This is a genomic window from Imhoffiella purpurea (assembly GCF_000585215.1).
In the GTDB taxonomy this organism is placed as follows: domain Bacteria; phylum Pseudomonadota; class Gammaproteobacteria; order Chromatiales; family Chromatiaceae; genus Imhoffiella; species Imhoffiella purpurea.
Genome location: NZ_AONC01000070.1, coordinates 19106 through 41978 on the forward strand (window position 1 = coordinate 19106; position 22873 = coordinate 41978).

Genomic DNA, 22873 nt, shown 5'->3' on the forward strand with positions numbered 1-22873 from the left:
GCGAGCCGATGGGGGTAGGGCGGCCCAGGCGCGACGCCCGGGCCGGAGTCTGGCCAGATACCCTCGGCATGTGCCGAGGGTATGGGGGCGGGTCAGTCCGCTTGCGAGGGTGCCGATGCGGCTTTCGGCTCGACGGTCGCTGGCGTGTCCTCAGCGGCTGGGGCTGCTTCGAGCTCGTCGGCTGGTTCCTGCGTCTGCGCCGGTCCTTCCGGCTCGGCCTTCAGGTCGTCGGCCTTCAGGTCGAGAACGCCTTCCAGGTCGTATTGCGAGAGCTTGAAATAATAGGGACGATCGGCGTCCTTGAGGACATAGTCCTCGCTGTCCTTGGCCTGCGAGATGCGATAGGTCCGGGTCTTGTCCCCTTCCAGATGGATGACGAGCGTCAGCTTGGGGTTCTCCTGGTCGTAGTCGGGTTCGTCCTGGATGCCGAGCACACCGCGATAGCCGAGGTTGGCGACCTTCATGAGGAGCGCGTCCACCGCGCTCTGGTCCACCTGGGCCTCCTGGCCGTCCAGCGTCCAGCCCTCCTCGCCCTTGGTCAGGGTCCAGTCGTCGGTGCCGATCGCGGTGATCTTGGGTCGCTCGATCTGCAGTTGGGAGCGGTCGATCCAGTCGTCGCGCCGGTTGGAGACGTCCGAGATCGCCAGCGGCAGCTCGTAGACGGCCGGATCGTCCGCCGGGCGTCCGAACAGACGTCTGAATCCACCCGATTCGCCGAACAGCAGCGTCGCCAGCTCGCCCTTGCCGTCCCCAAGCACCAGCCGGCGCTCGAACGCATCGTCGGCGACCTTGAAGCGCGTGCGCGCCTCCTCGCTGGTCGCGACCGGCAGCGGACGTTTGAGCCCGGCGAGCTGAGTCAGCAGACGGTCCATCTTGGCACCGTCGGCCGGAAAGTCGGCCAGGTCCGCCAGAACCCAGCCGCCATCCGAGCGGCGGCTCAGGGTCACCGAATCGGAGGGTTCGGATCCGGCGATGGTCACCCGCTGGACCTGATTAGGTTCGAGATCCACCAGCGGGGTCTGGGGTGCCGGGGCGTTCATGCGCGACTCGGTCAGCGAGACGCCGAGCGCGAGCAGCAGCTGCAGACCGAGCAGGGCGATCAGGACCATGACCCAGGGCGCGCGCAGATCCGGGCGCCAGCCCAGGCTCTGGGCGGTCGGCTGTGATGGGGTCTCCGTCATCTTGGACTCCGTCGAGGTCTGTTGCTTCATGCCCGCGCCCCTCCGTCGTGAAGGATGGCGGCATAGGCGGACTCACGCCGCCGACGGGCGCGACGATGGATCCAGTACACCAGCGCCAGTCCCGCCAGGGCCAGGAGATAGTTGAGCGACTCCCAGAAGAGCCGCGTCTGCTGACCCATGGGGTCGAGCATGCGGCTGAACTGGCCGCGTCCGCGCAGGCTCAGCAGGCCGCGATCCTCGAGCGACCAGTCGACCGCGTTCTGCACCAGCTCGACCGGCTTGAGATAGCGGGTCTGGGTCGCCTCGTTGGCCAGGCTGATGGCGGTGTCGGAGAGGAAGCTCGATGAGCCGATCAGGATCAGCCGCGCCGACTCCGGCGAGGACTCCACGACGCCCGAGATGACCGGCTTCTTGGCCTCCGCATCGGCGTCCGTCTCTGACTCCTGGTCGGTCTCTGCATCCGCATCCTTCGCCTTGCCGTCGGTGTCCTTGGCGTCCGCATCCGCCTTCGGCAGCAGCGGCGAGGGCTTGCCGGCGAAGGGCGAGTCGAAGCGTCCCTCGATCGAGACCGCCAGCAGCTTGCGTCCCCGGTCGTCGCCGCGCGGGAAGCCGATGTCGCCGTGGGCATCGAAGTCGGGCTGCATGTTCTCCGAATCGCTGGTCCAGGCGCTATCCGAGCTGCGGATCAGCTCGACCAGATGACGGCCCGCGTTCTTCTCGCGGTCCACCTCGATCGGCGAGGACCAGTTCATGGTGATCTGACCCAGGTTGGAGGTGATCCCCGAGTCCTGCGCCAGTCCGTCGCCGCGCACGTCCGGGAAGTAGGGATAGTCCAGGGTCTGGATCTCCTGCACCACGAACCCGCCGACGTCGCGCTGCACCGGGATGGGGAAGGGCGTGTTCTGCGGATCCAGGACCAGGCTCTCGCCGAGCGTCAGGCCCTGATGCTCGAGCCAGGATTCGAGCCCGGTCGGGGCCTTGTGGGCGCCGATGGTGCCGCCGGAGAGGTCGACCTGGAAACTGGACGCGGCCAGGAGGACGGTACCGCCCTGCATCAGGAACTGGTCGACGGCGAACTGCTGCTTCTCGTCCAGATTCTCCGGGGCCAGGACCATCAGCAGATCCGCCTCCGCCGGCACCTGGCCGGATTCGAGATCCGTCTCCTGGATCCGGAAGTTCTCCTCCAGGCTCTGCTGCAGCAGGCTGTAGTCGCCGCCGCCCGGCGCCCCGTAGGGATTGGGCATGGAGGCCGGCTTGTAGAGCGCCAGGGTGCGCAGCACGCCGGGCGCGAAGCGCTTGATGCCGGCCTCGATCGCCCGGCTCAGACCCGCGCGGTCGAGCGATTCGGGCAGCGGGATGGGGAAGCTCTGATCCCCGGACTGCAGCACCATGTAGAAATAGAAGGGCGTCGGGTCCAGCAGGCTCACGACCAGTGGCTCGAAGCCGTAGTCCTCGCGGATCTGCTTGGCGACGCTGCCATCGCCGGCGGCCGGATCCTTGAATGCGAAGCTGAAGCGTCCGGACGAGTCCCGGGCCAGATCGCTCAGGACCGATTCCAGATCCTTGCGCAGCGCCGGCAGGGGCTCGGGAAGCGTGTCGGACGCGGAGACGAATCCGGTGAAATGCAGCGGCTTGGTCAGGCTGGAGAAGAGATCGCCGCCGCCGCGATAGCCGTAGAGCACCTTCTTGATGGTGCGGGTCAGGTCGTACTCGGGGTTGCGCAGCCGGACGTCGAGATCCGTCTCGCTGCGCACCTTGAGATCGATCAGATCCTGGAAGTTGAGCGTCTCGTACTGATCGCCGTACTTGACCAGGATGTCGAAATAGGAGTTGACCACCGCCGCCTGGTACTTGTTGGCGGTCTGGAAGGCCACCGGATGAATGCCGTAGAGCTCGCCCGCCTCGCGCTCCAGCTCGGGCGAGTCCTGGGGATCGACGATCTCGACCCGGACCTTGCCCTTGCCGGCGATCTCGTACTCCTTCAGCAGATCGCGCAGCTGCGGGACCAGCGGGGCCAGCAGCGGATGGGTCTGGGCGCTGAAATAGCCGCGGATCAGCAGCGGCTCCTGGAGCTGGTCGAGATAGGTCTGGGTGGCCTCGGAGAGGGTGTAGAGACGGCCCTGGGTGAGGTCCGCGCGTGCCTGGGTCACGCCCTGCAGCCAGAGGTTGGCGGCGATCAGGTTGGCGACGGCCAGTCCGGTGACCAGCATCCAGCGGTGATGGTGGCGCGGGTTGGCCTGGGGTTCGGCCCAGCGCAGACGCTCCAGGCTGTAGACCGTCAGGGCCAGGAAGGCGCCGACCAGGCTGAGATAGTAGTAGAGATCGCGCAGATCGATCACGCCCCGGGTGATGGACTCGAAACGCGATCCGCTGCCGATCAGACGCAGGATCTCCCCGCCGTTGTGCCCGACCAGGCTGGTCAGGGCCGGCGAGCCGATCAGATAGAAGAGGATGCACACCAGCGCGCTGCCGATGAGCGCGACGATGGGGTTGTCGGTGCGCGACGAGACGAAGAGCCCGATCGCCAGATAGGCCGCGGCCAGCAGCAGGGTGGCCAGATAGGCGCCGACGATCGGACCCCAGTCCAGCGGCCCGAGCAGGGACACGGTGACCGGCAGGGGCAGGGTCAGGGCCAGTGCGACCGCGACCAGTCCGAGCGCGGCCAGGAACTTGCCGAGCACCAGCTTGGGCGTGGCGACCGGCAAGGTCATGAGGTTCTCGATGGTGCCGGACCGGCGCTCCTCGCTCCAGAGCCGCATGGTGAGCGCCGCGCAGAGGAACACCAGCAGGATCGGCATCCACTCGAACAGGGGCCGCGCGTCGGCGATGTTGCGGGCGAAGAAGGCGTCGACCCAGAAGAAGACGAAGAGACAGACCGCCAGGAAGGCCCCGATGAAGATGTAGGCCACCGGTGAGCCGAAGAAGGCCGCCAGCTCGCGGCGGGCGATACGCAGGATCTCAGACATGGGCCGCCTCCATCCGCTCCAGGGTCACGGCGCCGAACAGCGCCTCCAGGTCCTGACGCTCCTGCTCCAGCCCGTAGAGCGGCCAGCCGCGCTCGCCGAGCGTTTTGGCGACCAGTGGCGCCGCCGAGCGGGCGTCCGGGGTCTCCAGGGCGAAGCGCCGCAGTGTCTCATCCTGGTCGAGCAGCGAGACGTCCGTGACGGCGTCCAGCCCGGTCAGGGCCGAGCGCACCGCGTCCAGATCCTGCTCCAGGGTCACCAGCAGCCGCGGCGTGCGGCCGATGGCGTCCAGCCGGCTGTCGAGCGCCAGGCGTCCGCCGCGCATGATGAGCACGCGTCCGCAGACGGCCTCGACCTCCTGGAGGATGTGGGTGGAGATGATGACCGTGGCGTCCTGGGCCAGCTCGCGCACCAGTGCGCGCATGTGCTGGATCTGCGAGGGATCGAGCCCGTTGGTCGGCTCGTCGAGGATGAGGATGCCCGGCGCGTGCAGGATCGCCTGGGCGACCCCGACGCGCTGGCGGTAGCCGCGCGAGAGCGTCTCGATGGTGGCGGTCGCCTTGGGTCCGAGCTCGGTGCGCTCGACCGCGCGGCGGATGGCCGCCGGCCGCTGCCGGGGCTCGAGTCCCTGGAGCGACGCCTGGTAGTCCAGGTAGTCCAGCACCGTCATCTCGGGATAGAGGGGGCAGTTCTCCGGCAGATAGCCGATGCGTCTCTGTGCCTCGCGCCGTTGCTCGGCGATGTCCAGTCCGTCGATCCGGATGTGTCCGGCGCTGGGTTCTAGATAGCCGGTGAGCATCTTCATGATGGTGGTCTTGCCGGCCCCGTTGTGACCGAGCAGACCCACGATCTCACCGCGACCGATCTCGAACGAGACGTCCTGGACCGCCCTGAGCTCGCCGTAGCGACGACTGAGCCCGCGAACTTCGATCATGGCGTTACTCCTAGGCTCGCTTGATGTGTGTCTTGAGGAAGGGGCGGATTGCCCGCCTGGGCGCGGATTTCATCCAAGCCGCCCGGGTCGTGCAAGTACCGCCGCTCGGGAGGCTTGGTGGTGGGATCGGGGCGAGGCTTTGAATTCCTTGTCGATTCAAATCCTTGCGAATTCGCTTCGGTGTGGCGGGGCGGTGGTTAAATTTTGTTAAGGCATCGGCGCCGCCTCGAAGGCATGCTGCCGTTGGGGTTCGCTCTCGCCCACCTCGACCGACCCATGAAGGGCATGGGTCGGTTCATCTGGCCGGGAATGGCCTGGGCGGTCGTCAGATCACCGCGACCGGTATCTTGCCGATCCGGCCGCGCCATTCGGCCGGTCCGGTCTGGTGCACGGACTCGCCGCGGCTGTCGACGGCGACCGTGACCGGCATGTCCTCGACCTCGAACTCGCGGATGGCCTCCATGCCCAGGTCCTCGAAGGCGACGAGCCTGGAGCTCTTGATCGCCTTGGCGACCAGATAGGCCGCGCCGCCGACCGCCATCAGATAGACGGCGCCGTGACGCGCGATCGCCTCGATCGCGGCCGGGCCGCGCTCGGCCTTGCCGACCATGCCGATGAGGCCGGTGTCGGCGAGCATCTGCTCGGTGAACTTGTCCATGCGGGTCGAGGTGGTGGGGCCGGCGGGTCCGACCACCTCGTCGCGGACCGGATCGACCGGGCCGACGTAATAGATGAAGCGGTTGGTGAGATCCACGCCCTCGGGCAACGGCTCGCCCTTGTTCAGCAGGTCGGTGATCCGCTTGTGGGCGGCATCGCGACCGGTGAGGAGCTTGCCAGAGAGCAGCAGACGCTCGCCCGGGCGCCAGGTGGCGATCTCATCGCGGGTGAGGCCGTCGAGATCGACCCGGCGGGCGCCGGCATCCGCGTCCCAGGCGATCTCGGGCCAGTCGTCGAGGCTCGGCGGTTCCAGAACCGCCGGGCCGGATCCGTCGAGGGTGAACTCGATATGACGGGTCGCGGCGCAGTTGGGGATCATGGCGACGGGCAGCGAGGCGGCGTGCGTCGGATAGTCGAGGATCTTGACGTCCAGCACCGTGGTCAGCCCCCCGAGTCCCTGGGCGCCGATGCCGAGCGCGTTGACCTTCTCGAACAGCTCCAGGCGCAGTTCTTCGATGGGTGTGGATGGTCCACGCGCCTTGAGCTCGTGGATGTCGATCGGCTCCATCAGGGATTCCTTGGCCATCAGCATCGCCTTCTCGGAGGATCCGCCGATACCGATGCCGAGCATGCCGGGAGGACACCATCCAGCCCCCATGGTCGGGACCGTCTTGAGCACCCAGTCGACCAGGCTGTCGCTCGGGTTGAGGATGGCGAACTTGGACTTGTTCTCCGATCCGCCTCCCTTGGCCGCGATCCGCACCTCGACGCGATCCCCCGGAACCAGATCCAGGTGCATGACGGCCGGGGTGTTGTCGCCCGTGTTCTTGCGCCCGCCGATCGGTGGGGACACCATGGAGGCCCGCAGGACGTTGTCGGGGTGCGTATAGGCGCGGCGCACGCCCTCGTCCAGCATCTCCTGGAGGCTCATGTCGGACTCCCAGCGGACGTCCATGCCCACCTTGACGAAGGCCACCACCATGCCGGTGTCCTGGCAGATGGGGCGCCGGCCCTCGGCGCACATTCGGGAGTTGATGAGGATCTGGGCCATGGCGTCCTTGGCGGCGGGGGATTCCTCGGCGGCGTAGGCCGCGGACAGCGACTGGATGTAGTCGCTGGGGTGATAGTAGGAGATGAATTGCAGGGCGTCGGCGACGCTCTGAATGAAGTCGTTCGTTCGTATGATGCTCATAGTGCCAGCTGACGTTTGTCAGGTTCGTGACCGGTAGAACCTTGGTATGGTGGCCAATTCTACGACAGGGTCTGAAAGACCTGGAAACCTGAAGCCCAGGGGGCGCGATGCGTCGGCGTTTCCCAACGATTGAGCCAGGCGCTCTCCGCGGAGGTCTCCATCTTCCAGCCGGATAGTGGCACACCCCGTGGTATGGAGACCGCTCGCGCGAAGGCTAGGCATCAAAGGGGTTCCGGGAGGCGTCCGGCCCCGGCGGCCAAGGGATCATCCTCCAAGGTTGTCAGGGCCATGTCGTCACAGACCAAGTCGGCGTCGCTGCCGGCCCGCTCGGAGACCGACGAGTGGGAGGAATTCTGACCCGAGGGCAGCGATGGAGCATCGACGGGGATCCGTCGCGGTGACGAGGATGAAAAAATGCTTGCTATCGCTGAAAGCCGTCTGTAATATAGCGGGCTCTGAACGACGACAGGCGCGTAGCTCAGTTGGTTAGAGCACCACCTTGACATGGTGGGGGTCGTTGGTTCGAGTCCAATCGCGCCTACCAATTCCGGCTGTCAGCCTTCAGCGATCAGCTTTCAGCGCAAGAATCTGGCTGAAAGGGGAGCGCTGAAGGCTGACGGCTTTTTTATTGCCCGTCAATCCTTGCGTTCCCCCAAGTCAGGGCCGTGCTGTACGACTCACGTGATCCCTCGTATCGATCACCACTGAAACCAGGATTCGAGATGCCTCTGATTACCCTTCCCGATGGCTCCCAACGCCAGTTCGATCAACCCCTTTCCGTTCACGAGGTCGCGGCCTCGATCGGCCCGGGTCTCGCCAAGGCGGCGCTCGCCGGGCGTGTGGATGGAACCCTGGTCGACACCTCCTATATGCTCGACCGCGACGCCGAACTGGCGATCGTCACCAGCAAGGACGAAGAGACCGCGCTGGAGCTGCTGCGTCACGACGCCGCCCATGTGATGGCGCAGGCGGTCCAGGAGCTGTATCCGGGCACCCAGGTGACCATCGGTCCGGCGATCGAGAACGGCTTCTATTACGACTTCGCCCGCGACGAGCCCTTCACCCCGGACGATCTGGAGCGCATCGAGGCGCGCATGCACGAGATCGTCAAGCGCGATCTGCCCATCGTTCGCGAGGTCTGGGACCGCGAGGAGGCCAAGCGCACCTTCGCCGGGATCGGCGAGCGCTACAAGGTCGAGATCATCGAGGACATCATCCCCGAGGGCGAAGAGGTCTCCGTCTATCGTCAGGGCGACTGGTTCGACGTCTGCCGCGGTCCGCACCTGCCGAGCACCGGCAAGCTCGGCAACGGCTTCAAGCTGACCAAGGTGGCCGGCGCCTACTGGCGCGGCGACTCCAGCAATGCCATGCTGCAGCGCATCTACGGCACCGCCTGGCGCGACAAGAAGGAGCTCAAGGCCTATCTCCAGCGTCTGGAGGAGGCCGAGAAGCGCGATCACCGCAAGCTCGGCAAGCAGCTCGATCTCTTCCACTTCCAGGACGAAGCGCCCGGCATGGCCTTCTGGCACGCCAAGGGCCGCGTCATCTATCGCCTGGCCGAGGCCTACATGCGCGAGAAGCTCGCGGAGTACGGCTACGAGGAGGTCGAGACCCCGCAGGTGCTCGACCGCTCGCTGTGGGAACGCTCGGGCCACTGGGAGAAGTTCGCCGACGGCATGTTCACGACCCAGCTCGACGATCGCGACTATGCGATCAAGCCGATGAACTGTCCGGGCCACATCCAGCTCTACAACCAGGGGCTCAAGAGCTACCGCGACCTGCCGCTGCGTCTCGCCGAGTTCGGTGTGGTGCACCGCAACGAGCCGTCCGGAACCCTGCACGGCCTGATGCGCGCCCGCCGTTTCACCCAGGACGACGCCCACGTCTTCTGCACCGAGGAGCAGCTCCAGTCAGAGGTGGCGACCCTGATCGACATGGTGTTCGAGACCTATCGGGATTTCGGCTTCGACCAGATCGACCTGGCCCTGTCGCTGCGCCCCGAGAAGCGGGTCGGCGCCGACGAGCTGTGGGACAAGGCCGAGGCCGCCCTGGATCGCTCGCTGAAGGACAAGGGGCTCGAATTCAGGGTGCAGCCGGGCGAGGGCGCCTTCTATGGCCCCAAGATCGAGTTCACCCTGCACGACAGCATCGGCCGCGCCTGGCAGTGCGGCACCATCCAGGTCGACTTCTCCATGCCCGGCCGGCTCGGTGCCTACTACATCGCCGAGGACAACAGCAAGCAGACCCCGGTCATGATCCACCGCGCGGTCCTGGGCTCGGTCGAGCGTTTCATCGGGATTCTGATCGAGCACTATGCCGGATTCTTCCCTGCCTGGCTGGCGCCGGTCCAGGTCGCCGTGCTCAATATCACCGACCGTCAGGCGGACTATGTCAAGGAAGTCGCTAAGGTATTGCGCGACAAAGGCTTCCGTGTCGAGACGGACTTGAGAAACGAGAAGATCGGCTTTAAAATCCGCGAGCACACCCTGCGGAGGGTGCCCTACTTACTCGTGGTGGGGGATCGGGAAGTCGAAACCCGCTCGTTGTCCGTTCGTGACCGCAAGGGCCAGGATCTCGGCTCGTTCGAGCTTGGCGCCTTCATCGACCGCCTGGGCGAAGAGGTCGCGAGCCGAGCCCACTAAAGCGTACGGCTTCGCGAAGCGGGTCATGAGCATGATCCGCCCCGCTGCGTTCATTTGTGTTTCTGGAGGAACCTGCTATCGCCGCACCAAAGAGAAACCGCGTCAACAAGGAAATCAATGTGCCGGAGGTCCGGCTGATCGGCGCGGATGGAAATCAGATCGGGGTCGTGAACACGCGCGAAGCGATGGACATGGCCGCCGAGGCGGGATTGGACCTTGTCGAGATCGTACCCACGTCGGAACCACCGGTGTGTCGGCTGATGGATTTCGGTCGCTTCCTCTTCGATCAGAAGAAGAAGAAGAACGAGGCCAAGAAGAAGCAGAAGCAGGTTCAGATCAAGGAAGTGAAGTTCAGGCCAGGGACGGATGAGGGAGACTATCAGGTCAAACTACGCAACCTGACGCGTTTCCTCAATGAAGGGGACAAGGCCAAGGTGACCATGCGGTTCCGGGGGCGTGAGCACGCCCACCGCGAACTCGGCTTGGAACTCCTCAGACGGATCGAGAACGATCTGGCCGAATTCAGTACCGTGGAGCAGCAGCCGCTCATGGAGGGGCGTCAGATGGTCATGGTGCTCGGCCCCAAAAAGAAATAGCGACGATCGGAATACCGGCCTCGGGGCGATTCACACTGAGGGATCGCGGAGGCAAGGCATCGGGCGCCCCTGCTGGCGCCCGATGCGTTCTGAAGACCTGTCGGCCGGTCCGCGTCGCATCATCGTCATCAGCAAATAGCGGAGTATTCGAGACCCATGCCTAAGCTGAAAACCAATCGCGGAGCCGCGAAGCGCTTCAAGCGCACCGCCTCCGGTATCAAGTGCAATGCCTCCCATCGGCGTCACATCCTGACCAAGAAGAGCACCAAGCGGAAGCGTCAGCTGCGCTCGCCGCAGCGCATCCACAAGTCGGATGTGCGGATGGCGCTACGGATGATCCCCTACTGCTAGGGAATCGACGCGACCGATCGGATCCATTCGGCCGATCGGCCAATTGCACTCATCAAGTTACCGGAGAGTTATAGATGCCAAGAGTCAAACGCGGTGTGACGGCGCATGCCCGCCACAAGAAGGTGCTGGACGAAGCCAAGGGCTATTACGGCGCGCGCAGCAAGGTCTATCGGGTCGCCAAGCAGGCGGTCGTCAAGGCCGGTCAATACGCCTATCGCGACCGTCGCCAGAAGAAGCGCCAGTTCCGTGCGCTCTGGATCGCCCGCATCAACGCCGCCGCCCGCGACAACGGTCTGTCCTACAGCCGTCTGATCGCCGGTCTGAAGCTGGCGGGTGTCGAGGTCGATCGCAAGATGTTGGCCGACATCGCCTATCACGATAGCGTCGCCTTTGCGGCGATCGCCGAGCAGGCGAAGACGGCCCTGGCCTGATCCGCAGCCATCCCGTTCGCGTCCGCCTGCGACAAAGAGGGAAAGGCTCAGGTCTTTCCCTCTTTTCGTTTGGGTCGGGGCGAACGCACCAGACATCCAGCCGGAAGACTCTAAGCATGGCCGAAAACACCGGACTCGGTATCGCTTCCCTGCGCGATGCCGCTATCGAGGCAATCGCGGGCGCAACCGATCTTGCCGCGCTCGACCAGGTGCGCGTGCGCTATCTGGGCAAGAGTGGCGAGATGACCGCCCTGCTCAAGCGGCTCGGCACCCTGCCGGCGGAGGAGCGTCCGGCCGCGGGGCAGGAGATCAATCGGGCCAAGGTCGCCGTTCAGGAGGCCATCGACGCGCGCAAGGGCGCGCTGGAGCAGGCCTCGCTGGCCGCGCGTCTCGCCGCCGAGCGGATCGACGTGAGCCTGCCCGGGCGCGGACAGCAGCCCGGTGGACTGCATCCGGTCACCCGCGCCCTGCGCCGCATCGAGCGGCTCTTCGCTAATTCCGGCTTCGCCGTGGCCGAGGGTCCCGAGGTCGAGGACGCCTATCACAACTTCGAGGCCCTCAACATTCCCGAGCACCATCCGGCACGGGCGATGCACGACACCTTCTATTTCGACGCCGACCGCCTGCTGCGCACCCATACCTCGCCGGTGCAGATCCGGGTGATGGAGGAGCAGAAGCCGCCGCTCAAGATCATCGCCCCGGGCCGGGTCTATCGCTGCGATTCGGACCTGACCCACACCCCCATGTTCCATCAGGTCGAGGGGCTTCTGGTCGACGAGAACGTGAGCTTCGCCGACCTCAAGGGCGTGCTCTACGACTTCCTGACCAACTTCTTCGAGCGCGATCTGGCGCTGCGCTTCCGGCCGTCCTACTTTCCCTTCACCGAGCCCTCGGCGGAGGTCGACATCCAGTGCGTCATCTGCGGCGGCAGCGGCTGCCGGGTGTGCAAGCAGACCGGCTGGCTGGAGGTGCTCGGCTGCGGCATGGTCTATCCCGAGGTGTTCCGGCACGTGGGCATCGATCCCGACCGCTATCTCGGCTACGCCTTCGGCATGGGCGTCGAGCGTCTCGCCATGCTGAGATACGGCATCGACGATATCCGCCTCAATTTCGACAACGACCTGAGATATCTGCGTCAGTTCGCCTGACGCCGACTCGGCGGGCGCCGACGCGCGCGCCCGGCATCATGACTTCATCTAGACTCGCCGGGCGCGACTGGTCCGGCGAGCGACGACGGGAAATCGAGACATGCGATTCAGTGAGGCTTGGCTCCGCGAGTGGGTGAACCCACCGGTCGATACCCAGCAATTGGCCGATCAGCTCAGCATGGCGGGTCTGGAGGTGGACGCGGTTGAGCCGGCGGCGCCGGACTTCAGCGGCGTCTTCATCGGGCTGGTCCAGGCGATCGCACCCCATCCGGACGCGGCCAAGCTGCGTATCTGCACGGTCGACGTGGGGCAGGGCGATCCGCTTCAGATCATCTGCGGCGCCGCCAACGTCGCCGAGGGGATGCGGGTTCCGGTGGCGACCATCGGCGCTCGTCTGCCGGGCGACTTCAAGATCAAGCGCGCCAAGCTGCGCGGCGTCGAGTCCTTCGGCATGATCTGCTCGGCCAAGGAGCTGGGTCTGGCGGAGTCCTCCGAGGGCATCCTGCCGCTGCCCGCCGACGCCCCGCTGGGCGAGGACGTCCGCGCCTGGCTGGCGCTCGACGACCACTGCATCGAGGTCGATCTGACCCCGGATCGCGGCGATTGTCTGGGACTCGCCGGACTGGCGCGCGAGGTGGCCGTCATCAACCGCTCGCCCCTGACGCCGCCCGCGATCGAGCCCGTGGCGCCTGCCTGCGACGACCGCTTCCCGGTCTCCCTGGCGGCGCCGCAGGCCTGTCCGCGCTACGTCTGTCGCGTGATCCGCGGCATCGACCCGACGGCCGAGACTCCCATGTGGATGCAGGAGCGTCTGCGTCGCGGGGGCATTCGCGCCATCAGCCCGGTGGTCGACGTCACCAACTATGTGCTGCTCGAACTGGGGCAGCCGATGCACGGCTTCGATCTAGCCAGGCTCTCGGGCGAGATCCGGGTGCGCATGGCCGCCGCCGGCGAGCGTCTGGCCCTGCTCAACGGCGAGGAGGCGGAGCTGCGCGAGGACACGCTAGTCATCGCCGACGCCGAGCGTCCGCTCGCCATGGCCGGCATCATGGGCGGTGCGGACAGCGGGGTCGGCGACGATACCCGCGACATCCTGCTCGAGAGCGCCTTCTTCGCCCCGCTGGCCATCAGCGGCAAGGCGCGCTCCTATGGTCTGCACACCGATTCCTCGCACCGCTTCGAGCGCGGCGTGGATCCGGAGCTCCAGGTCCGGGCGATCGAGCGCGCCACCGCGCTGCTGCTCGACATCGTCGGCGGCACCCCAGGTCCGGTCCATGAGACCAGCTCTGCCGAGCATCTGCCCCCGCGCCGGCCCCTGCAGCTGCGCGAGCGGCGTATCGCCCAGGTTCTGGGCCTGGAACTGCCGGCCGAGTCCGTCGAGGACATCCTCGGCCGTCTCGGGATGGATCTGGAGCGCTCGGACGAGGGCTGGACGGTCACGCCGCCGAGCGCCCGCTTCGATCTGGTCCAGGAGGTCGACCTGATCGCCGACGTCGGACGCATCCACGGCTACGACCGCATCCCGGTCTCGCATGCCAGCGCCTCCTCGGTGACCAAGTCGGCGCCCGAGTCCGGGTTCGATCTGGATCGCGCCCGGCTCGCCCTGGTCGATCGCGGATTCCACGAGGTCATCACCTACAGCTTCGTCAGCCCCGAGATACAGGCGCTGGTCGAGCCGGGCGTCGAGACGCTCCAGCTGGCCAATCCCATCAGCGCCGAGCTCTCCACCATGCGCACCAGCCTCTGGCCGGGTCTGCTGCAGAGCGCGCTCTACAACCAGTCGCGCCAGCAGGACCGGGTGCGGCTCTTCGAGTCCGGGCTGCGCTTCCGGGTGACGCCCGATGGACTGCGCCAGGAGCTGGGGATCGGTGGTCTGGTGGCCGGGGGCGTCGCTCCCGAGCAGTGGGATCAGAAGGCGCGCCCCGTCGATTTCTACGATCTCAAGGCCGATGTCGAGGCATTGCTGTCCCTGACGGGCGCGGCCGGCGAGTTCCGCTTCGTCCCAGGCGAGCATCCGGCCCTGCATCCGGGCCAGACCGCCCGTATCGAGCGCAATGGCGAGGCGGTCGGTCTCATGGGGATGCTGCATCCGTCGGTGGCCGCCAAGCTGGATCTGGACGGCGACGTCTTCCTCTTCGAGCTGGATATCCTGCAACTGGACGAAGGCGTGCTGCCGCGCTACCGGCAGATCTCGCGTTTCCCGGCCATCCGCCGCGATCTGGCTCTCCTGGTCGACGAGGGGGTCACCTACGGGGCCATAGATGCCTGCATCCGAGCGGCCGAGCCCGAGCTGCTGCGCGAGCTGGTGCTGTTCGACGTCTACACAGGTGAGAACATTGATTCAGGACGAAAAAGCCTCGCTTTAGGATTGATTTTACAGTCTTCTTCCCAGACACTTACGGACGAAGTCATCGAGAGAACGGTAGGACGCATCCTGGATCGTCTTACCACCGAACTTGGCGCACGATTGAGAGATTGAAGGTATGGCATTGACCAAAGCCGAAATGGCTGAACATCTGTTCGAAGAACTCGGGCTCAACAAGCGCGAGGCCAAAGACATCGTCGAGATGTTCTTCGAAGAGATCCGCACCGCGCTGGAGCGGGGCGAGCAGGTCAAGCTGTCCGGATTCGGCAACTTCGATCTGCGCGAGAAGAAGGAGCGTCCGGGACGCAATCCCAAGACCGGCGAGGAGATCCCCATCACCGCCCGTCGCGTGGTCACCTTCCGCCCCGGCCAGAAGCTCAAATCGCGTGTGGAGGCCTATGCTGGAACCGATCGATAGTGGTAACGGTCTCGGCGAGGGCGATCTCCCGCCCATCCCGGGAAAGCGTTATTTCACCATCGGCGAGGTCAGCGAACTGTGCGGCGTCAAGCCGCACGTCCTGCGCTATTGGGAACAGGAATTCCCACAGCTCAAGCCCGTGAAGCGCCGGGGCAACCGGCGCTACTACCAGCGACACGACGTCCTCATGGTCCGGCAGATCCGCAATCTGCTCTACGACCAGGGGTTCACCATCGGTGGCGCCCGCCAGCAGCTCAGCGGCGAGGGCGCCAAGCACGACATGAACCAGACCCACCAGATCCTCCGCCAGATGCGCCTGGAGCTCGAAGAGATCCTCCAGGTGCTCCGGCGCTGATTCCAGGACGCCGTCGCCCGATTCCGAGGCATGGTTCCTGCTTACTTCACCTTCCCCCGGATTCCCCCCATCCTTCATGCCCGGCCGGGGTCCAAGGCCGTATGTCCTCATCCCTGAATTCGCCGCCGTGGGCTCGGTCATCTCGCGAGGGTGACATAGTCACGGATGTTCGGGGACGGAATCCTTAGAGTTGGATCACACCGCGCGGCACCATCCACGCGCGCGTCCCGCTCCGTCCCTCGCCCGTACCGCGATGGATCGAGGCCGGAGCCAGAACCCAAAGGAATCCGCCCCATGTTGAAATCGATCATCCCGCCCGCCGTCGGTCTGGCCATCGGCCTCGGTCTCTTCGGCGCTTCAGCCGACGCCTCCGAGACGCTCGATGGCCGCGTGCTGTGGGAACGTGCCGAGGGGCCGACCGGCAAGTCCTGCGCCTCCTGCCATTCGCCCCTCGAGGAGACGATGCGCGGACGGGCCGCGACCTATCCCAAATTCATCGCCGCCATGGATCGCGAGGTGACCCTGGAGCAGCGCATCAACGGCTGCCGCCGCAAGGCGCTTGGCGTCGAGCCCTGGGCGCCGGATGCGCCCGAGCTCGAGGCGGTCGCCGAGCTGCTCCGCTCCTTGGACTGAACGTCCCGGCGTCCGCTTCCTTGGCGCCCTCCATCGGTCCGCTCGGCTGGGAGGGGCCGATCCGTCCCCGGGGAACCGGGCTGAGACGGATCAGCGCTGATCGGTCCTCGATGGAAGGCGGCGTATCCCAGCCTTCCACGGCGGCTCCTTCCATTCGGGATGCCGCTTCCATTCGCCCTTGAGCGCCCCGAGCCAGCCTCGGAGGTCTGAAAGGGACGGGATCGTCGGGGTATGGCTCAGCTCGAAATGGATGCCCGTGAAGGGGTCGTCGAAGAAGACGGCATAGTAGCCCGGCGCGTAGACGGGATACTCGGCCGGCGGCTCGGTCACCTTCACCTGGTTCCTCAAGAGGAAATCCCGGTGGAAGTCGTCGACCTCGCGGCGGTTTCGGGCCCAGAGCGCGATGTGATGGATGCCGGTGGCATGCGCGTCCGGGTTCAGCCTGTCCCCGGTCTCCGCCGGCTGGATCCCGATATAGCTGTGGAAGAAGGGGAGGCGGGCCATGTAGTAGGTCGAACGGTAGCCGATGTCCAGGGTCCAGAAGCTCTGGTAGCCCAGCCAGCCGAACATGCGGTCGAAGAAGGCGATGGATTCCTCGTAGCGCAGCACCGAGAATTCGACGTGATGAATGCCTTTCCATCTCATCTCGATCAGACTCCATTGTTGCTTGATGGCGGTTCGAATTGCGGACTTGAGTGTAGGTTATGAGCAGCGGGCGCCCAGCCGAGTTCGGAACGTTGAAAGGACGAACTCCCGGCCACGGCGAACCGCTTGCCGTCCCAGCGCATGGCCTCGATGCGGATCTGCCGGGACGATGCCTGGATGCGGTTGTAGGCGTTCGGCTCGCCCTTGCGGCGGCTGGAGATGGCGGTTCCGGCCTGGGCGACGACGATGCCGTTGGCGGTGCCGGCGTCGCTGCGGTGCAGGTGTCCGCCGAGGATGAGATCGATCCGGGCCGAGCGCAATCCGTCCAGAATCTCATCGGCCCGGCCGACCAGGCCGCGTTTGCGCACCGCGTCCGAGAGCAGGAAGGGATGATGGGCGACCAGGATGCGCACCGCATCGGGTTCCGAGGCGCCGGCCAGTCTCACGACCCGGCCCAGCTGATCCAGGTTGATTCGGCCCCGGGACCAGTCCAGATGCATCCCCCAGCGTCGCGCCGTCTTGACCCCGATGGCGATGAAATCCCGTCCCCTGACGCTGGATTCGAGATCCTCCGAGATGTGGCGACGCCATTCGCGCCAGGGGTGGACGAAGCGCCGCCAGGGTCGCCAGCCGGGCAGGTCGTGATTGCCGGGAACCACCAGGACAGGATCCGGCAGCCTGCGGATGAAGGTGGCGGCGGCGGCGAATTCGCGCGGGCGTGCGTGCTGGGTGAGGTCGCCGCTCAGGGCGACCAGATCGGGCCGCATCCGCCGGATCTCCGCGCAGAGCGTCTCGGCGAGCGGCGGCAGGTGGGTTCCGAAATGCAGGTCCGAGATGTGGGCGATACGCATCATGGAAGGGGCGTCGCGGCGCCGCTCAGGTCGCGGGCACCAGCATGGCGACGGATCGAGGCTCGACCGAGAATCTCAGCGGCGTCTCGAGACGCCGGATCTCGCCGTCCAGCATGAGGGAGATCGCTCGGCGCCCGGAGACGCCGAGGCTCGCCTCGGACGCGGCGGTGGTGAGCACGGCGTCGTCCGCCAGCCAGTCGCCCAGCATGACCCGGGTGAGCAGTCGGATGAGATCGCGGGCCGAGGTCTTGCGGACCGCATAGATGCCGAGCCGCCCGGCGTCGAGATGCGTCCGGCGGGGCAGCGGGCCGGACGCGGTCTCCAGCAGGTTGTTGGTGACCACGACCGTGTGCGAGCGCAGCCGTCTGCTGCGTCCGTCGGCGATCAGCCGCATGCGTCGGTGGGGGTAGAGGCGCAGCAGTCTCAGGCCCTGCCAGACGAGCCTCGGCCATCGGCTCCAGGGCGCCGATCCGCGTTCGCGCTCGCGTTGGCGGGCCACCAGGGGGCTGACGCCGATCATGCAGGCGCAGAGGAAGGGTGCGCCGTTGACCCTGGCCGTGTCCACGTATCGGACGCGGGCGTCGAGCAGGGTCTCGACTGCGGCCTCCAGATCGAGCGGGATCCCCAGATCCTTGGCCATCCAGTTCATGGTTCCGCGCGGAACGATGCCCAGCGGCACCCGGCGCCCGTCCAGAGCCTCGACGACGCCGAGCAATGTGCCGTCGCCTCCCGCGACGCAGATGGCGCTAACCTGCTCGTCGAGCGCCTCGGACAGCGCGCCTGCGAGTCCGTCTGGCTCGAATGGGATCCGTTGGACCTGGACGCCTCGCTCGTCGAGACGTCGGCTCAGCAGCTCCATTACGGGATCCGGGCCGCTCGGGTCGGCGTCTCCCGAGGCTGGGTTGATGACGGCCAGGATGCGGGATCCTGGCGGTGTGGAAAATGGTTCAGTGTCTGTTACCGTGGGCATCTGTTGGCCATATGGGGTGCTTGCGAGCGAGGAGCATGATTCGGGCCATCCGTGATGGACGCTGATTCTGGGCACCCATGGCATTCGATATCACCTCCCGAGGATGGTGCAGGACGTTCCTGGATGTATTTTGGCGATGGTGGTTGGGCAAATCAGCCGCTCGGGAGGTGCAAATCCACCGTTTTCATGGTTGGATGGGGCCTTCGAAAGGGACCGGACGCGATGGTGGAATGATAAACGCCAGGACATCGGGGCGGCAGCCTGCAATGTCGAAAGTCCTGGATTCGGCTTGCTCTTTGCTTATCAATAGATCGACCAGAGACTTTGTCTATCCTCATCATCGGGACGAACACAGGGCCGATCATCCTCATGCCGTCAACCCACCTTCACTCCACTCCACATGACTTGCCGCTGGATCCGGAGCGCGAGCGACTCGCCGACCTCGAGCGCCGCTCGCTGCTCGCCGAGCAGGCGAGACAGCAGGCGCACCATCTGCGGACACCCCTGAGCGTGATCAAGCTGATCTCGGAGACGCTGCAGCTGGAGCTCTTCGACGACCGCGCCTATCATGAGCGTCTGCAGCGTCTGCTCGGCGCGGCATCGACCCTGTCCAACGGTCTCAGCGATGCGGTCCGCTCGACCCGCTTCGGAGACGGTCCGCAGAAGCGGCTGGATGCGCTGTCCGTCGCGGCGGATGTCGTGCGTCTCTATGGCGGGCGTGTCGTCGCGCCAGCCGATACCCGTAGCGCCGCGCTCGGGGTGGAGATCGAGCGCGACAGCTTCGAGGCGGCCGTCATCCATTGTCTGAGGCTTCTGGGCGTCGGCACGGACTGTGGTCATCCCTGGGGGCATCGGCCGGTTCTGGAGTATCGCGAGGGTGATGGAAAGGTCATCCTGAGACTGAGCGTCGAGGGTCGGCCCAATCCGGAGATTCCCAGCGAACGCGCCGATCTCAAGCTCATGACATTGGCGGCGGAGCGTGCCGCCCGTGACGCTGGTGGCACCCTGACCCTGACCGATGAGAGCGCGACCTTTCTGCTCCCATTGGTGGCAGGTAGCGGCTAGGGAACCTTCCGCGGTTCCGACCCCCGACTCGATCGGTCCCGCAGCCATGTGGGACGGATATCGGTCTGCGCCGATCATCCAGGTATCCTCGGGGCTTGCGGCGGCCGGATTGGCTCCCGGTCCTCAGGCGGCCTTCCCCCGGCCGGGATTGCGGTTTACTTGCCGGATCGCACCCAAAGCGGTTCAAATGCCCCCATCTCTCCTCGTGGTCGGTCCCCGACGCGCATCCACGATCCTGTGCGACGAGCCCGTATCGATCCTGGAGCGCATTCGAGAGTCCGCCAATCCATATTTGTCTCCAATTCCGAGGTGACGTCGATGAACGAGGATATGCGCTCCAGTCATGAGGAGGCGGATACCTCCGATGAGCTACTGTCCGATGAGGGGCAGGAATCGATTCAGCGGCTGCAGACGGTCAATGAGGCACTGGCCGTCGCGAACGCTCGGCTGGCACGGAGGATCGAAGAGCTTGAATCCGAGAGGGACAGGTGCCGGCAGGTCGAGCTGCGCGCGGTGTTCGAGGCCGCGCCGGTCGGTATCTATCTCGGTCGCGATCGCGAATGCCGGGAGATCGAGATGAACCGCGCCGGCGCCGAGATCCTGCGTCTGCCGGAGGATGCCAATCCATCCATGTCGGGACCGGATGCCGGCTCGCTGCCCTTTCGCGTCTTCAACGCCGGATGCGAGCTGACCTCCGACGAACTGGCGATGCAGACCGCGGCGCGCACCGGCGCGCCGGTGCATGGCTTGGAGGAGGATCTTCTCTTCGACGACGGCGAGGTCAAGCATCTGATCGCGTCCGCCGCACCCTTGCGCAACGAGGCGGGCGAGGTCTACGGCTGCGTCGGCATCCTGTCCGACATCACCACGGCCCGACAGACCGAGCGGCGTCACCGGGAGACCCTGGAACGTCTGAAGCTGCATGTCGACAATTCTCCGGTCGCCTCTCTGGAGTGGGCCGCCGATACGGGGATCATCCGCTGGTCGTCCGCGGCGGAGCGGGTCTTCGGCTGGAGCGAGTCCGAGGCGGTGCAAGGTTCGCTCCTGGGTCTGGGGCTCTTCGAAACCGAGGGGCACGAGTCCTTCGCGAACATGATCGGCGCCCTGGTGGGCGGTGAGCGCGAACGCAGCCACTGTCTGCACCGGAACCGGCGCAAGGACGGCGAGGGCATCTGGTGCGAGTGGCACAACTCGGTCCTGCGCGACGGCGACGGCCGGCTGGTCTCGGTCCTCTCCCTGACCATGGACGTCACCGAGCGCGAGGCGTTGCAGGCGAGTCTGCGTCAGCAGACCGAGCGGCTTGCCGAGGCCGATCGGCGTCGCAACGAATTCCTGGCGATGCTGGGGCACGAGCTGCGCAATCCACTGGCGCCCGTGCGCAGCGCGCTGGATCTGCTCGCGCTGGGCAGCGAGGATCCGGCGACGCGCGACTGGGCCTATCGGGTCATCGACCGGCAGACCCATCATCTGGAACGCCTGGTGCGCGATCTGCTCGATGTCGCGCGCATCACGCGGGGCGCCATCGGGCTCGAGATGGGACGGCAGGATCTGGGGGAACTGGTGCGCGAGGCGCTGGAGGTGGTGGACCGGGAGGTGCGCTCCCGAGGCCATCGCGTGGTCCTCGACCTGCCGGAGGATCCGGTGCCGGTTCGCGGCGATGCGACTCGGCTCGTTCAGGTGCTGAGCAACCTGCTGCACAACGCCGCGAAATATACCGGCGAAGGCGGTCGCATCGCGGTCGTTCTGGTCAGCGAGGGAGACCGGGCAAGGGTCACCGTCGAGGACAATGGTCGGGGTATCGAGGCCGAGGCCATCCCCTGGCTCTTCGAGGCATTCAACCAGGGACCGCAATCCCTGGCGCGGCCGGAAGGTGGTCTGGGCGTCGGGCTGACCCTGGTGAAGAACCTGGTCGAACTGCATGGCGGCAGCGTCGAGATCCGGAGCCCGGGTCTCGGGCTCGGCACGGAGGTCACCCTGATCCTGCCGCGCGATGCCGACTCGGCTCCCGAGGAGCCGGCGAGACCGCCGGTCGCCGCCCGGGCCGAGGTTGGCAAGCGGGTGCTGATCGTCGACGATTCCGACGAGGTGGTGGATGCCGCGAGCCGTCTTCTCATCGCCTTGGGTCACAGTGTGTCGGGCGCCCTGAACGGTATGGAGGCACTGGAATCGGTACGCGCGGAGCGTCCGGATCTCATCCTGCTCGACATCGGTCTCCCGGATATCGACGGGATCGAGGTGGCGCGGCGTTTGGCCGAGATGCCCGATCGCGGGACCTTCAGACTGGTCGCGGTCTCGGGCTACGGCGAGAGCACCCTCGGCAGGGACATCGCGCTGTTCGACGATCATCTGCTCAAGCCGACCCGCCTCGAGGATCTCAGGCGCATCCTGGAGTGACACGGGGCCGAACGTCGCCTCAGGGGGCGCTCGGCGCCCTCGTCCGAATCGAACATCAGATCTGAACACCAGAAGGAGCCTCGATGGGCAACTCGCTGCTGATCATCGAAGACAACGAGGCGCTCGGCCAGGAGCTGAACCGCCATTTCAACACCAAGGGGTGGGATACCGAATGCGTCATGACCCTCGGGGAGGCGCGTCGACGTCTGCTCGACGAGCGTCTCGATCCGCAGGTCATCCTGGCCGACATGAGCCTGCCGGACGGGAACGCGCTGGATCTGCTCGAAGAGGTGCGGCGGGAGAAGATCGGTGGCGAATGGATCCTGTTGACCGGTTATGGCGGGGTCTCGGACTCGGTCAGGGCCTTGCGTCTCGGGGCCTACGACTTCCTGGAGAAGCCCTGCGCCCTGGCGCGGCTGGAACTGGTGGTCTCGGGGGCTCGGCGTGCGGCGTCGGCGCAGCGGCGCTTGCGCAGCGAGAGCCAGGACCGCAGCCGCCGCTACGGCGTGGACTCCTACATCGGCTCCAGCGAGGTCACCCGATCCACGCGAGACATGATCGCGCGGCTCGCCGAGGTTCCGTTCAGCGCGCTCGTCATCGGCGGCGAGACGGGTGTCGGCAAGGGGCTGGTCGCCCGCATCCTTCATCACTCCGGACCGCGTGCCGACGGCCCCATGATCGAGGTCAACTGCGCCGCGCTGCCCCGCGAACTGCTGGAATCGGAACTGTTCGGGCACGAGTCCGGGGCCTTCACCGGCGCCAAGGGACGCCATCGGGGCTATCTGGAGCAGGCGCACGAGGGGACCCTGTTCCTCGACGAGATCGCCGAGATGGATCTGGACCTGCAGACCAAGCTGCTGACGGTGCTGGAGGACCGGCGCGTTCGCCGGCTCGGCTCCGAGAAGGCGCTGGACGTCGATGTGCAGGTCATCGCCGCGAGCAACCGCAATCTGGAGCAGCGGGTTCAGGAGGGGGAGTTCCGCAGCGATCTCTACCACCGTCTCAGCGTCTTTCGTCTCGACCTGCCGCCGCTGCGCGAGCGGCTCGACGATCTGCCGCAGATCGTCCCGGCGCTGGGGGGG

Annotated in this window: 19 protein-coding genes and 1 tRNA gene; 13 read left to right on the forward strand and 7 right to left on the reverse strand. The window is 66.1% G+C overall.

The window, feature by feature from the left end; genetic code table 11:
- Positions 1-92: 92 nt before the first annotated feature.
- The 4 genes from D779_RS18660 to D779_RS18675 all read right to left on the reverse strand — a co-directional run bounded on the left by D779_RS18660 (position 93) and on the right by D779_RS18675 (position 6927).
- Positions 93-1211 (reverse strand): DUF4340 domain-containing protein, encoded by a 1119-nt coding sequence (locus tag D779_RS18660; RefSeq protein ID WP_081763601.1) that lies wholly within the window; start codon positions 1209-1211, stop codon positions 93-95.
- Positions 1208-4147 (reverse strand): Gldg family protein, encoded by a 2940-nt coding sequence (locus D779_RS18665; protein ID WP_043757168.1) that lies wholly within the window; start codon positions 4145-4147, stop codon positions 1208-1210. Before D779_RS18665 ends, D779_RS18660 begins: the two co-directional genes overlap by 4 nt.
- Positions 4140-5078 carry an ABC transporter ATP-binding protein gene (locus D779_RS18670; protein ID WP_043757171.1) on the reverse strand — a complete coding sequence of 313 codons (939 nt, stop codon included), beginning with the start codon at positions 5076-5078 and terminating at the stop codon, positions 4140-4142. Before D779_RS18670 ends, D779_RS18665 begins: the two co-directional genes overlap by 8 nt.
- Positions 5079-5403: 325 nt before the next feature.
- On the reverse strand, positions 5404-6927 hold the full coding sequence (locus tag D779_RS18675; protein ID WP_043757172.1) for a fumarate hydratase: 1524 nt from the start codon (positions 6925-6927) through the stop codon (positions 5404-5406).
- Between the two features lie 467 nt (positions 6928-7394).
- Here D779_RS18675 and D779_RS18680 point away from each other — a divergent pair.
- The 10 genes from D779_RS18680 (at position 7395) to D779_RS18725 (ending at position 15866) form a co-directional block, all read left to right on the forward strand.
- Positions 7395-7471: transfer RNA gene (locus tag D779_RS18680), tRNA-Val, on the forward strand.
- A gap of 178 nt (positions 7472-7649) precedes the next feature.
- Complete coding sequence (gene thrS, locus D779_RS18685; RefSeq protein ID WP_043757174.1) at positions 7650-9569, forward strand: threonine--tRNA ligase; 1920 nt, start codon at positions 7650-7652, stop codon at positions 9567-9569.
- Positions 9570-9631: 62 nt separating this feature from the next.
- Positions 9632-10165 (forward strand): translation initiation factor IF-3, encoded by a 534-nt coding sequence (gene infC, locus D779_RS18690; RefSeq protein ID WP_043757211.1) that lies wholly within the window; start codon positions 9632-9634, stop codon positions 10163-10165.
- A 156-nt stretch (positions 10166-10321) separates the two neighbouring features.
- On the forward strand, positions 10322-10516 hold the full coding sequence (gene rpmI, locus D779_RS18695; protein WP_007042952.1) for a 50S ribosomal protein L35: 195 nt from the start codon (positions 10322-10324) through the stop codon (positions 10514-10516).
- 74 nt (positions 10517-10590) lie between these two features.
- Positions 10591-10947: a 50S ribosomal protein L20 gene (gene rplT / locus D779_RS18700; protein WP_043757175.1), complete on the forward strand. Its 357-nt coding sequence runs from the start codon at positions 10591-10593 to the stop codon at positions 10945-10947.
- 116 nt (positions 10948-11063) lie between these two features.
- Positions 11064-12095, forward strand: coding sequence for a phenylalanine--tRNA ligase subunit alpha (gene pheS / locus D779_RS18705; RefSeq protein ID WP_043757177.1), 1032 nt, complete (start codon positions 11064-11066; stop codon positions 12093-12095).
- A gap of 100 nt (positions 12096-12195) precedes the next feature.
- Entirely contained in the window at positions 12196-14574 is a 2379-nt protein-coding gene (pheT, locus tag D779_RS18710) for a phenylalanine--tRNA ligase subunit beta (protein ID WP_043757180.1), read from the forward strand.
- A 4-nt stretch (positions 14575-14578) separates the two neighbouring features.
- Positions 14579-14878 (forward strand): integration host factor subunit alpha, encoded by a 300-nt coding sequence (gene ihfA, locus D779_RS18715; RefSeq protein ID WP_007042956.1) that lies wholly within the window; start codon positions 14579-14581, stop codon positions 14876-14878.
- Positions 14859-15233, forward strand: a complete 375-nt coding sequence (locus D779_RS18720) for a MerR family transcriptional regulator (RefSeq protein ID WP_043757183.1) — start codon at positions 14859-14861, stop codon at positions 15231-15233. The genes ihfA and D779_RS18720 overlap by 20 nt, the downstream gene beginning before the upstream one ends.
- 294 nt (positions 15234-15527) lie before the next feature.
- Complete coding sequence (locus D779_RS18725; RefSeq protein WP_043757184.1) at positions 15528-15866, forward strand: hypothetical protein; 339 nt, start codon at positions 15528-15530, stop codon at positions 15864-15866.
- A 90-nt stretch (positions 15867-15956) separates the two neighbouring features.
- Here D779_RS18725 and D779_RS18730 read toward each other — a convergent pair whose 3' ends face one another.
- Genes D779_RS18730 through D779_RS18740 form a run of 3 tightly spaced genes read right to left on the reverse strand, consistent with a single transcriptional unit; the run spans position 15957 to position 18416 of the window.
- Entirely contained in the window at positions 15957-16511 is a 555-nt protein-coding gene (locus D779_RS18730; RefSeq protein ID WP_043757187.1) for a VOC family protein, read from the reverse strand.
- Positions 16512-16516: 5 nt separating this feature from the next.
- The gene (locus tag D779_RS18735; RefSeq protein WP_081763602.1) at positions 16517-17365 is read right to left on the reverse strand and encodes a metallophosphoesterase family protein; all 849 of its coding nucleotides are present in this window, start codon (positions 17363-17365) and stop codon (positions 16517-16519) included.
- Between the two features lie 22 nt (positions 17366-17387).
- Positions 17388-18416, reverse strand: coding sequence for a diacylglycerol/lipid kinase family protein (locus D779_RS18740; RefSeq protein ID WP_081763603.1), 1029 nt, complete (start codon positions 18414-18416; stop codon positions 17388-17390).
- Positions 18417-18701: 285 nt separating this feature from the next.
- On the opposite strand from D779_RS18740, the gene D779_RS18745 reads away from it, so the two are divergent.
- The 3 genes from D779_RS18745 to D779_RS18755 all read left to right on the forward strand — a co-directional run.
- A complete protein-coding gene (locus D779_RS18745) occupies positions 18702-19397 on the forward strand; it encodes a hypothetical protein (protein WP_157726459.1) in 696 nt (231 codons plus the stop codon).
- 318 nt (positions 19398-19715) lie between these two features.
- Positions 19716-21791: a hybrid sensor histidine kinase/response regulator gene (locus D779_RS21320; RefSeq protein WP_052348271.1), complete on the forward strand. Its 2076-nt coding sequence runs from the start codon at positions 19716-19718 to the stop codon at positions 21789-21791.
- A gap of 83 nt (positions 21792-21874) precedes the next feature.
- Positions 21875-22873 (forward strand): sigma-54-dependent transcriptional regulator (locus D779_RS18755; protein WP_043757195.1); only part of this gene is annotated, 999 nt, incomplete at its 3' end.

What these genes read in the sequence shown, in the direction of transcription:
- D779_RS18660 (WP_081763601.1), bottom strand. Translation starts at nt 1,211, where the DNA reads ATGAAGCAACAGACCTCGACGGAGTCCAAGATGACGGAGACCCCATCA.
- D779_RS18665 (WP_043757168.1), bottom strand. Translation starts at nt 4,147, where the DNA reads ATGTCTGAGATCCTGCGTATCGCCCGCCGCGAGCTGGCGGCCTTCTTC.
- D779_RS18670 (WP_043757171.1), bottom strand. Translation starts at nt 5,078, where the DNA reads ATGATCGAAGTTCGCGGGCTCAGTCGTCGCTACGGCGAGCTCAGGGCG.
- D779_RS18675 (WP_043757172.1), bottom strand. Translation starts at nt 6,927, where the DNA reads ATGAGCATCATACGAACGAACGACTTCATTCAGAGCGTCGCCGACGCC.
- thrS (WP_043757174.1), top strand. Translation starts at nt 7,650, where the DNA reads ATGCCTCTGATTACCCTTCCCGATGGCTCCCAACGCCAGTTCGATCAA.
- rpmI (WP_007042952.1), top strand. Translation starts at nt 10,322, where the DNA reads ATGCCTAAGCTGAAAACCAATCGCGGAGCCGCGAAGCGCTTCAAGCGC.
- rplT (WP_043757175.1), top strand. Translation starts at nt 10,591, where the DNA reads ATGCCAAGAGTCAAACGCGGTGTGACGGCGCATGCCCGCCACAAGAAG.
- pheS (WP_043757177.1), top strand. Translation starts at nt 11,064, where the DNA reads ATGGCCGAAAACACCGGACTCGGTATCGCTTCCCTGCGCGATGCCGCT.
- pheT (WP_043757180.1), top strand. Translation starts at nt 12,196, where the DNA reads ATGCGATTCAGTGAGGCTTGGCTCCGCGAGTGGGTGAACCCACCGGTC.
- ihfA (WP_007042956.1), top strand. Translation starts at nt 14,579, where the DNA reads ATGGCATTGACCAAAGCCGAAATGGCTGAACATCTGTTCGAAGAACTC.
- D779_RS18720 (WP_043757183.1), top strand. Translation starts at nt 14,859, where the DNA reads ATGCTGGAACCGATCGATAGTGGTAACGGTCTCGGCGAGGGCGATCTC.
- D779_RS18725 (WP_043757184.1), top strand. Translation starts at nt 15,528, where the DNA reads ATGTTGAAATCGATCATCCCGCCCGCCGTCGGTCTGGCCATCGGCCTC.
- D779_RS18730 (WP_043757187.1), bottom strand. Translation starts at nt 16,511, where the DNA reads ATGAGATGGAAAGGCATTCATCACGTCGAATTCTCGGTGCTGCGCTAC.
- D779_RS18735 (WP_081763602.1), bottom strand. Translation starts at nt 17,365, where the DNA reads ATGATGCGTATCGCCCACATCTCGGACCTGCATTTCGGAACCCACCTG.
- D779_RS18740 (WP_081763603.1), bottom strand. Translation starts at nt 18,416, where the DNA reads ATGCCATGGGTGCCCAGAATCAGCGTCCATCACGGATGGCCCGAATCA.
- D779_RS18745 (WP_157726459.1), top strand. Translation starts at nt 18,702, where the DNA reads ATGCCGTCAACCCACCTTCACTCCACTCCACATGACTTGCCGCTGGAT.
- D779_RS21320 (WP_052348271.1), top strand. Translation starts at nt 19,716, where the DNA reads ATGAACGAGGATATGCGCTCCAGTCATGAGGAGGCGGATACCTCCGAT.